At 38.9% G+C, this 10,126-nt stretch carries 10 protein-coding genes and 2 rRNA genes; 6 read left to right on the top strand and 6 right to left on the bottom strand.

Annotation, left to right across the window (positions count from 1 at the left end; translation table 11 throughout):
- Positions 1–98 (top strand): 23S ribosomal RNA (locus AC1DCY_RS26075); the annotation flags it as partial.
- A 68-nt stretch (positions 99–166) separates the two neighbouring features.
- Positions 167–282 (top strand): 5S ribosomal RNA (rrf, locus tag AC1DCY_RS26070).
- Positions 283–731: 449 nt separating this feature from the next.
- On the opposite strand, the gene AC1DCY_RS26065 is transcribed toward rrf, so the two are convergent.
- Positions 732–1,307 (bottom strand): TetR/AcrR family transcriptional regulator, encoded by a 576-nt coding sequence (locus AC1DCY_RS26065; protein ID WP_477355296.1) that lies wholly within the window; start codon positions 1,305–1,307, stop codon positions 732–734.
- Positions 1,308–1,453: 146 nt separating this feature from the next.
- Between AC1DCY_RS26065 and AC1DCY_RS26060 the strand changes: the two genes are divergently transcribed.
- A complete protein-coding gene (locus tag AC1DCY_RS26060; RefSeq protein WP_477355298.1) occupies positions 1,454–2,923 on the top strand; it encodes an MDR family MFS transporter in 1,470 nt (489 codons plus the stop codon).
- 511 nt (positions 2,924–3,434) lie between these two features.
- On the opposite strand, the gene helD is transcribed toward AC1DCY_RS26060, so the two are convergent.
- Positions 3,435–5,672, bottom strand: a complete 2,238-nt coding sequence (gene helD / locus AC1DCY_RS26055) for an RNA polymerase recycling motor HelD (RefSeq protein ID WP_477355293.1) — start codon at positions 5,670–5,672, stop codon at positions 3,435–3,437.
- Between the two features lie 171 nt (positions 5,673–5,843).
- Between helD and AC1DCY_RS26050 the strand changes: the two genes are divergently transcribed.
- Positions 5,844–6,563, top strand: a complete 720-nt coding sequence (locus tag AC1DCY_RS26050) for a glycerophosphodiester phosphodiesterase (protein WP_477355290.1) — start codon at positions 5,844–5,846, stop codon at positions 6,561–6,563.
- Between the two features lie 72 nt (positions 6,564–6,635).
- Here AC1DCY_RS26050 and AC1DCY_RS26045 read toward each other — a convergent pair whose 3' ends face one another.
- The 3 genes from AC1DCY_RS26045 to AC1DCY_RS26035 all read right to left on the bottom strand — a co-directional run bounded on the left by AC1DCY_RS26045 (position 6,636) and on the right by AC1DCY_RS26035 (position 8,350).
- Positions 6,636–6,878 carry a hypothetical protein gene (locus tag AC1DCY_RS26045; RefSeq protein WP_477355287.1) on the bottom strand — a complete coding sequence of 81 codons (243 nt, stop codon included), beginning with the start codon at positions 6,876–6,878 and terminating at the stop codon, positions 6,636–6,638.
- Entirely contained in the window at positions 6,875–7,195 is a 321-nt protein-coding gene (locus AC1DCY_RS26040; RefSeq protein ID WP_477355284.1) for a hypothetical protein, read from the bottom strand. Before AC1DCY_RS26040 ends, AC1DCY_RS26045 begins: the two co-directional genes overlap by 4 nt.
- A gap of 132 nt (positions 7,196–7,327) precedes the next feature.
- Complete coding sequence (locus AC1DCY_RS26035; RefSeq protein ID WP_477355281.1) at positions 7,328–8,350, bottom strand: DUF2804 domain-containing protein; 1,023 nt, start codon at positions 8,348–8,350, stop codon at positions 7,328–7,330.
- Between the two features lie 183 nt (positions 8,351–8,533).
- On the opposite strand from AC1DCY_RS26035, the gene AC1DCY_RS26030 reads away from it, so the two are divergent.
- Positions 8,534–9,028 (top strand): amidase domain-containing protein, encoded by a 495-nt coding sequence (locus AC1DCY_RS26030; protein ID WP_477355278.1) that lies wholly within the window; start codon positions 8,534–8,536, stop codon positions 9,026–9,028.
- Here the strand turns inward: AC1DCY_RS26030 and AC1DCY_RS26025 are convergent.
- Positions 9,025–9,162: a hypothetical protein gene (locus AC1DCY_RS26025; protein ID WP_477355275.1), complete on the bottom strand. Its 138-nt coding sequence runs from the start codon at positions 9,160–9,162 to the stop codon at positions 9,025–9,027. The genes AC1DCY_RS26030 and AC1DCY_RS26025 overlap by 4 nt on opposite strands.
- Before the next feature lie 222 nt (positions 9,163–9,384).
- Here AC1DCY_RS26025 and AC1DCY_RS26020 point away from each other — a divergent pair, with 222 nt between their 5' ends.
- A complete protein-coding gene (locus tag AC1DCY_RS26020; RefSeq protein WP_477355272.1) occupies positions 9,385–9,957 on the top strand; it encodes a nitroreductase family protein in 573 nt (190 codons plus the stop codon).
- Positions 9,958–10,126 lie beyond the last annotated feature (169 nt).

The following is a 10,126-nucleotide window of genomic DNA, read 5'->3' as shown; positions in this document are numbered from 1 at the left end:
AGTAAGATCCCTCAAAGACGATGAGGTAGATAGGTTCGAGGTGGAAGTGTGGTGACACATGGAGCTGACGAATACTAATCGATCGAGGACTTAACCAAAAAAGTTTGAAACATTCAATGCACCGTTTATCCAGTTTTGAAAGAATAATTTCTTTCAATTAAATAAGTCTAGTGATGATGGCAAAGAGGTCACACCCGTTCCCATACCGAATACGGAAGTTAAGCTCTTTAGCGCCGATGGTAGTTGGGGGCTTCCCCCTGTGAGAGTAGGACGTCGCTAGGCACCTGAAAAAGTCGAGGATTTATTCCTCGGCTTTTTTTTTTATGAAAATAAATAATCTCCTGGCCAATGAATATTCTTAAAAATAGATGGAGAATCTCTACCTAGTTTAAAATGCCAATACGAAAGCAAAGGCATCTGATCGGGGTAACTTCGATTAAAATTTTAGGTAGACTAACTTATTTGTGGTTCTTTGTATGGTTCCTTGATGAATTTTTCTATGTGCGCTTGGCATTTGTAGGAACTATAGGATGACGAGTGGCTCTAGCAGACCATAACATTGCACTAGGCGATGAAAACGGTAATTTTAGACCAAACGAAATTTGATACATCTCGTTTTCGATTTTAAAAAAGAAAAGAGGCTTTACACTATTATTTACTAGGATAGAGCAGGGTGAGGAGTGATATGTTACCATTCCTCACTTATTCTATTCCGTCAAAAACCTCTCTATCTATTCCTTCTCAAATTGAAAAATATCTTGATTGATCATTGCATGAAAGTAGCTATCCATTTCTTTTGCTGAAACATCTTTTTTATTTTGTAACCACCATGCACTTAACGTTGTAATTACACCTGAGTGGAATTCGATAATCAACTCAGATGGTATCGAATGATTATTACAAATTCGTTGTAATTCTTCATTCTCTTGTTTCTTCATTTCACGAGTTTGATAAGTCATAAAGTTGATAAATTGTTCATCATCCATTTGCGCCTCTAATATTTTACCAACCTCTTTATGACGTAAGAATTGTTCTATCACTTGAAATGGCTTCGTTATTCGATCTAAAAGTGGTACTGTTAATGCTTCTTCTTGTTTTTGTCTAAGTCCAAATGCCAATAATGCATTTTTATCCTCAAAATGTTGATAAAAAGTTGTTCGATGAACCATCGCACGATCACAAATTTGGTTGATAGTAATGGTACTATAATTCTGTTTTGATTGCGTCATTAATTCAAATAAAGATTCCCACAATAATTTATGTGTACGTCTAATACGCAAATCCAACTGCCCCTCAGTAGTTTTCATCTACACTTCTCCTAATCTGTATATTAAATATACAATTATTATAAATTGAATCTGCCGTTTTAATCTACATATGTATATTACATGTGATCTTTTATATACACATGTATAAATAGTGAAGACAGCAGGAGGAAAATTAATAAATGAATATGACGACCACGAATTCTACAAGTAGCAAAGTTGATCTTTCTACTATTAGACATAAACCAAAAATAATCGCATTAATTTTAGGTGCGATGGTCGCGCTTTTAAACGAAACATTACTTGGTAATGCTTTAACTGTACTAATGAAAGAGTTTGATGTAACAGCTTCAACCATTCAATGGCTTTCTACAGCCTACATGTTAGTTGTGGGCGTTTTAGTACCGATTACAGCATTACTTCAACAATGGCTCACAACAAGACAAATGTTCTTAACCGCCATGATTACATTTTTAGTCGGGACATTGATTGCTGGGGTTGCACCGACGTTTGCTATTTTATTAATCGGTCGTATTGTCCAAGCAATCGCCACTGGATTAATTTCGCCATTACTAATGAATACAATTTTAATAATTTGTCCACCTGAAAAACGTGGTGCCACAATGGACTTAATCGCACTTGTTATGATGTCTGCTCCAGCAATTGGCCCGACATTATCTGGGGTCATCGTTGATTCTCTTGGCTGGCGCTGGCTATTCTACCTTGTTATACCTATAGCCATCATTTCAATTTTAATTGGAATGAAGTATCTTCAGAATGTCTCTGAGTTAACACGACCAAAAGTGGATTATTTATCAATTCTTTTATCAACATTAGGTTTCGGTGGAATTGTGTATAGCTTTAGTTCTTCAGGTGATTTAGGATGGTCAGATGCTAAAGTTTATTACTCTTTAATAATCGGGGCAATAGCGTTATTAACCTTTATCGTTCGTCAGTTAAAAATCGATAATCCAATTTTAGAACTACGCACATTTAAATTTCCAATGTTTACTTTATCAGTTGGGTTAATATTCATCGTCATGATGTCCTTGTTCTCAACGATGACATTATTACCGATGTTCTTACAAATGGTTTTACTTGTTACAGCCTTTAAATCAGGGCTAATCATGCTGCCTGGAAGTATGATTAGTGGCATCATGGGGCCGGTTGCTGGTAAATTATTTGATAAATTAAGTCCAAAGATTATTATCACCCCAGGCATTGGGCTAGTAGCCTTTGCGATGTGGTTGTTCAGTGGTATTAACGTAGAAACAACATTACCACAAATTATTTTGATGCACAGCGTATTAATGGTGGGACTCATGTTTGTCATGACAGTGCAAACATATGGATTAAATCAATTGACACCAGAGCTTTATCCACACGGTACAGCGATCTTTAATACGTTATCTCAGGTAGCTGGCGCAATTGGAACAGCTATATTTATATCTAAAATGACAACAGGTTCAAATAAATATATGGAAAACTCGGCAAATCCAATGGATCCAGTTGAAAAGTTAAATGGATTAACATCTGGTTTCCAAGAGGCATTTACGCTTGGATTAATCTTTATAGTTGTCGCCTTCGTTGTATCGTTTTTCTTAAAAGGGCGGAAAAAGAAAGTAAAAGCCACTCAACTTTTATACAAAGAAAATTAAAAGGTTATAAATTTTGTGTACCTAGCACTCTGTTTAAGTGAAAAAGAGGGATGTATCGTATGTTTGATACATCTCTCTTTCTGTTTTTAGATAAGTGTAAAGAAGATTGCATTATTCTAATTATTGGTAAAAAATACTGGAAGTCCCAAAGGAGATTGTGTAAGCTATTATTAGGAAACCTTTTATCATAAATTTGTAACTATCTTCATATAGTATTAGTAAGCCTATGAAAGGAGTCGTTATCATGCGCATGCCGGCACTACCTAAAAAGAAGTCTCCTCAAAGGGAAGCACCAAGGTCATGGTGGAAAGTTGTAAAAGCGTACTTATCCAGAGGGAGGTTTTACCGTTTACCACCTCGGAATCGATAAATCAGATTTAAATGTTCGATGCAAAAAAGTCGCTTTAATAGCGACTTTTTTATCTTCTTTCAGCAGAGTTTTGATTGTAGCGACAGCTACGAATGTTTTCTGTAGCGACAGCTACAATTACACTAAGGACGAAAATATTTATTATATCTGTTCATTTTCTAATAGAAATGTATTTTTTGTTGGGCCGATTAAATAAAGCTCATGCATGGCACGAGTGAGTGCCACATAGAGTAGCTTGCGATCAATCTTCGAATCGTAGAAAGGTGTATCGAAGGCAGCTACGATAACAGCATCAAATTCAAGGCCCTTTGCTAAATGACTCGGAACAACGAGCAATAATTCCTGATTGATGGACTCATTTTCAGTTAGAAGCTGAGAAGCAATTTTTTTGTCCTTTAATGCTTGCTGCATTGTTTTTGCCTCTACAGTCGTTTTGCAAATTAAAGCAACGGAATGATGTCCATTGCCTCGAATGGCTTCAAAAACTTCTTTAATTTGCATGGCATCAAATGATTGAGCTTGTATATAGGTAGGGACATTGCCATGTCGAACTACTGGCTCTACTAATGGAAGCTGTTCATCCATTTGTGCTAAAACCTTGTTCGCAACTTCCATAATTTCAATGGTTGTTCGATAGCTTTTTTGCAGGGTTCTAAAGCTTGCTCTAGGAAATAGATTTTGGACAGGTTCCCAGGCAGTAAGAGAACGATAGCTGTGAATTCCTTGTGCTAAATCACCGACCATTGTAAACATATCTGTTTCAAGCCCAGTCTTTAAAGCAGCAAGCTGAAATAAACTATAATCCTGTACTTCATCGATGAAAACGACTCGCATTTTCCATTCATCAGGAATGCCCTTTATACGAGCTTGTAAATAATACAGGGCAGCTAAATCTTCAAGCGCCCATTGTTCTTTAGTATGTGCCTGTAAAAATTGCTGTTGCTCAAGATAATGCCATTCTGGAGCAAGCTCTGCTAAAAGCTCAGCATTTGTTAGAAGCGTACGATAGAGAGTCTTGATGTTATGTTTAGCAAAGCGTCGCATATAAACTGTTGCTGTTGATTTTGCCTCGTTCTCAACAGCAGGAATGCGTTCATCACGCTCATCAATAAACTTCGTGACAACACGACGTCGTTTGTCATCATCACGAAATCCATCAAGTGCTCTGCCAAGTGCTTCATCATATTTTTTATGAAGTGTATTTAAAATAGCCTGTTTCTTTTGACGGACATGGCTTGCAAGCACTTTTTTAATATGTGCAAGTCGTTTTTCAATCGGCATATAAGAAAATTCATATAAAAATAGCTTCTTTAAATGCGAGGCACGCATAATGCAATATTTTTCAATGTAAACATCCTCAAATTGGTTGGCAATTTCCTGCTCGATCTTTTGAACGTAGCGTTCTATTACATCCCGGTAATAAAGCGAGCCCTTCATTTCAGATATCCAAGAAGCTACCTGTTGGGGTTCTCCTGCAACAAGAGATTCCAACTGTTCATTAGGGTTTTGAAGTTTCAATTTTAGCTTCGTCGCAGCTAGAACGTAATCGGTAAAGGTTGTTTGGCAAATTTTATCAACACCAAGCTCTGGTAAAACATCACCAATATAATCGATAAATAACTTATTCGGTGCTAATATCATGAGCTGCTCAGGGTTAAAATGCTCGCCCATTGTGTAGAGGAAGTAAGATATGCGGTGTAGGGCAATTGTTGTTTTTCCACTACCAGCAGCACCTTGTACGATAATAGGCTGACGAAGATGTGCCCGTATAATTTCGTTTTGCTCCTTTTGAATAGTGGAGACGATTTCTGTTAAACGCACATCTGCTTTTCCAGCTAACGCTTCTTGCAGTAATTCATCGTTTGTTGTTAAATCAATATCCCGTATATCGAGCAATTCACCATCATTAATTTTATATTGGCGTTTGGCAAATAGATGTCCCTTATGGATTTCTCCACGAACATCATATTCCATATCCCCAAGGCGACCATCATAATAGACGTTTGCTACCGGTGAACGCCAATCGACTATTATAGGCTCATGAGTTTCTCGATGAAACAAAGACGTTTTTCCGATATAAAGAAATTCTTCAGGATCACCTGTCTTTTGAAAATGAATTCGGGCAAAGTATGGCTTTTTTTGAATAGCCTCTAAGCCTTCCTTTTGGTTTCGAGCCATTTCAAAGAAACGAGCGTTTGCTAAGATATTAATATAGCCCAAACTGGAATCTAAATAGTCAAGATCTGCCATCGACTTACGAATATTCTCCTGAGCAGATTGCAAACCTCTTTGTGATTCATTTAAAATTTGCTGCATGTAATTTTTAGTGTAAGCTAGCCGCTCCACTTCAGCCTGAAAATCTGGATGTTGTGCAGTCATTTTTTAGCACCTCCTAAGTACTTACATTTTCAAGTAGATTCTCATACTACTATATATAATATTTACCATCAAGTGAAATTGTAATAGGCTTATTAAGGAGAAGGAAAATCGAAATATAATGGCCCGCCTGCTAACGAGTTGAGAGGTGGGCGAAACAGGAGGTTATCGAATTTGGATATTTTTGCCCATAGAGGCGTTTCAGCACATTACCCAGAAAACACTATGGCTGCTTTTGTGGCCGCATCAAAGCTTCCGATTACGGGGATTGAACTAGATGTTCATTTAACAGCGGATAGGGAGTTAGTCGTTATTCATGATGAAAAAATCGACCGTACATCTAACGGCTCTGGCTACGTAAAGGATTATACGCTACAAGAGCTCCGTGCATTTGATTATGGTTCATGGTTTTCTTCTAAGTTTGAAGGGGAGAGCATACCAACACTAGGAGACATTTTAGAGCTATTTGCAGGTACAAATCATCGTATTAATATTGAGCTTAAAACAGATATATTTCCGTATAACGGAATAGAAGCGCTTGTTATTAAGGAGGTTGCTGCATTTCAAATGACAGAGAGAGTAATTATTTCCTCCTTCAATCACGAATCTATTCAGATTGTCGCACAAAGAGCTCCATACATTGAAAAAGCAGCGCTGTTTGCGGAAATATTAGTGGATTTTAACGGCTACACAGCACAGATCCCGGCAGATGCTATACATGTCAGCCTACCTACAGCATTTCGGAGATCCATTCAAGAAGCTCTTAATGAAGGAGCAACTGTCCGTGTCTATACAGTAAATGATGTCGAGTACGCAAAGCAATTACAGCAGCTCGGTGTACAGGCAATATTTACGGACGACCCGGAAAAGATAGTGTCGGGATTGACGGATTAATTGGATAGAATGACCGGGGTGGGGGATAGAAATTAGAGCGATGGAAAGTAGAGTCGAAGTGACGGATAGGAATCAGAGCGATGGAAAGAAGAGTTGAAGCGACGGAAAGAAGAGTCGAAGCGACGGATGGAAATCAGAGCGACGGAAAGAAGAGCCGAAGCGACGGATAGGAAGTCGAGAGCGACGGAAAGAAGAGCCGAAGCGACGGAAAGAAAAACCGAAGTGACGGATAGCACCGTTAAAGTCGTGGATAGCACCGTCAAAATCGTGGATAGCGACGGAAAGAAGAGTTAAAGTGACGGATAGAACGGTCAAAGCGACGGAAAGAAGAGCCAAGGTGACGGATAGGAATCAGAGCGACGGAAAGAAGACTCGAGGTGACGGATAGAATGGCCAGAGCGACGGAAAGAATAGTCGAAGCGACGGATGGAAATCAGATCGACGGATAGGAAGTCGAGAGCGACGGAAAGAAGAACCGAAGCGACGGATAGCACGGTTGAAGCGACAGAAAGAAAAGCCGAAGTGACGGATAGAATCGTCAAAGTCGTGGATAGAGCAGTCAAAGTCGTGGATAGAACGGTCAAAGTCGTGGATAGAGCAGCCAAAATCGTGGATAGAACGACCAAAATCATGGATAGCCCCGACAGATCGACGGATAGGCGTTATTCAAGGGCTTTTTCGGATTTAACGCGCTGAGGGTGTTCGTATGTCAGTGCGTTAAATCCTAGTATGTGAAGAATAATGTAATTAAAATTTTTTTGTTCTTACCACTTTACGCGATTCTCTTCGATACTGCCTAGCATTTGTTTGATGACAAGTGTTTCGCCATTGTCTAGTAATACGGAGCCGTCGTAATAGCCAAACATTTGATGTACTTCAGATTTTATGAGACCAGCTTTTGTGACGGATACACGCTCGTAAAATGGGGAGAATGTTAATGAAACTTGGTTAGTGAATTTAGTCTTAATTTTCCATCGTTGCATTAAATCCTCTTGATTATAACTAAACAGTACATCCTCATGTATTTTTGTCATTTTTCCTTCAACGAAAACAGCATTTTCGGTCATTCCTGTTCCGTCTGTCCATTTACCACCTAAATTGAGTCCGATTCGTCTACCTCGGACTCGCTGTGAGGCCATTCCCCAATTCCATGTGAATGTACGTGGCCAAACGCCACGACTGTATTCTAGGACAGAGAAGTTTTCCTCAGGGGAAAATGTGAAGCGGCGATTACCAATTGTCACAAACCCAGAAGTAGGGAGTGTATGATGCTTACCTGTAAATTGGAATGTTTTACGGTTCCAAGGGATGACTACATTCAATGATTCATCTGTAGGCGGATGCTGAATGACAAGTTTTGCACGTAAAGCATCTCCATCGAAGTCTGGGATCGAAACTGATAGATGTGTTTCATTTTGTACATAGGTCATATCAATCATCATTTCACTATTTTTGAAGGATACTGAATCTAGCACCTGCGTAGGCATTTTTAGCTTTCCACCCAATGGAATGGTAATTGTTTTTTCAAAGTAGCGCTGTGTTTCATATTCAAGGAAATAGACGAAGCAGACCGCTGCGTAGTCTAGATGGCTAATAGTAGCTGAGAAGATGATCTCATCACCGTAGACACACCAATAATTCCATTTCTTTTTGCGCATGATATGGCCACTTAAATTGCTGTTTATGAGAGGCTTACGTGCAAATCCGATGGCAGCTGGATTTAAATTACCTTTTTTATCGCATAAAAGAGTAGGTTGTATAATTTCTTTCTCAGCATGCTGCTTCAATTTCAACATCCCTTCTGATTCATAAAATAAAAATCTATAATTCCTTACCCTTATTGTAGCAAAAACTATCTTAAAATTGGCAAAGTTAGTACCAATTAAGACCACATTCGACATTTTTATGAATAAGGACCTAGCTAATAGAAAATCCTCTTTATACATATGTTGAACATAAGGAGGGGAAGCGTGGCAAAAATGTATAACAGACAGGCCGCTGTACAGTATGCGAACTTGTGGTGGAACAGGCGTAATCCAGCATTTCCGAATTTTACTGTGGATTGTACGAACTATATATCTCAATGTTTACTTGCTGGAGGAGCACCAATGCGAGGTGCTCCAAACAGAGGGAAAGGTTGGTGGGTTCAACATGGAAATTGGAGCTTTAGCTGGTCTGTTGCACATTCCCTTAGATGGTATTTGGAAGGCTCTACAACGGGGTTGAAGGGTAGGCGTGTACAATCTGCGGAAGAATTAGAACTTGGAGATATCATTTTTTATGATTTTCAAGGGGATGGAAGAGTAGACCATTCTGTCATTGTGACAAGTATTCAAAATGGTGTTCCATATGTTAATGCACATACTTCAGATAGTATTAATCGACCGTATTTTTATGAAGATTCAACGGCTTATACGCCAAGCATGACTTATCATTATATTCATATAGAAGATAGTTTTGCTTAAGGTGAAGCAGTGTTAAAGCTCATCGTTTTGTGATAATGTGAAAGATAGAAGATATCAATTTCGCCTTGGCGTAATGTTGCTGTCGCTTTGCTTTCGCACAGATAAACAATGCGTCCGGATTTTGAATTGTGCACGCACAATTCATTCCTTTGAAAATCCGTGACATCCGCCGGAGGCTTTATCTTCATTCAGTAGGTGTGTGGACACCCCAAAAAAGGAACTATATCTATGTTTATCACATCACTTTCAGAGGAGGGAGTCTTCTGTACCTGTCGCTTTGCTTTCGGTACAAGAGAGATTTGCTGAATGAAGATAAATCTTAATTATTGTAGTGTTATAGAAGGAGATAAGAGTAAATGAGCGAACAATTTTTATCTGTTAGGGACGCGATTATCGAGCGTCGTTCTATTAAAAAGTTTAATGGACAGCCGGTGGATCGTGAAGATTTATTGGCTATTATTGACGATGCAGTGTGGGCACCGAATCATGGAAATCGAGAGCCTTGGCGTTTAGTCGTTGCATGTGGTAAGGAGTTAGACGGTCTTCATAATTTACTGCGTGATCTAACGATACCGAAATGGCAGGAGCTTTCAAGTGAAGATTTAGCGAAGCAAATGACGAAATTCACATTACCGGGTGGTTACGCTTTTGTCATCGTTCCAGAGGATGCTCGACAAAAAGAGCGCTTAGAAGATTACGCAGCGGCAAGTATTTTTATTCAAAATATTCAATTGCTTGCTTGGGATAGAGGAATCGGTTCATGCTGGAAAACACCTGGGTTCCTAGATAATCCGAAATTCCGTGAAGCACTAAAGGTTCAGCCGGGTGAGCGCGTGATCGCGATGCTACAGGTTGGCTATTTTGATGAAGTACCAAAAGGGAAAGAACGTAAAAAATCAGCAGATATCGTTACGATTTTTGGAGAATAACATAGCAAAAATCCCCTCGTTATTTGATATGCTCCCCTTTAGGTAGACAGATTAAAAAATAAAAATCTGTTTATCTAGGGGGGCATTTTTTTATGGCTCGAAGTAACCACTCAAAAGATGAAAAATTAGCAGTTCTAAGACTTCTTTACAAAGGACAAAAGACAATTTC

The sequence above is a fragment of the Lysinibacillus sp. 10T31 genome (assembly GCF_056394365.1).
Note: the sequence above shows the minus strand (reverse complement) of the source record. Positions and strands in the feature narration are given on the sequence as shown.

What these genes read in the sequence shown, in the direction of transcription:
- AC1DCY_RS26060 (WP_477355298.1), top strand. Translation starts at nt 1,454, where the DNA reads ATGACGACCACGAATTCTACAAGTAGCAAAGTTGATCTTTCTACTATT.
- AC1DCY_RS26065 (WP_477355296.1), bottom strand. Translation starts at nt 1,307, where the DNA reads ATGAAAACTACTGAGGGGCAGTTGGATTTGCGTATTAGACGTACACAT.
- AC1DCY_RS26040 (WP_477355284.1), bottom strand. Translation starts at nt 7,195, where the DNA reads ATGATTTTGGTCGTTCTATCCACGATTTTGGCTGCTCTATCCACGACT.
- helD (WP_477355293.1), bottom strand. Translation starts at nt 5,672, where the DNA reads ATGACTGCACAACATCCAGATTTTCAGGCTGAAGTGGAGCGGCTAGCT.
- AC1DCY_RS26020 (WP_477355272.1), top strand. Translation starts at nt 9,385, where the DNA reads ATGAGCGAACAATTTTTATCTGTTAGGGACGCGATTATCGAGCGTCGT.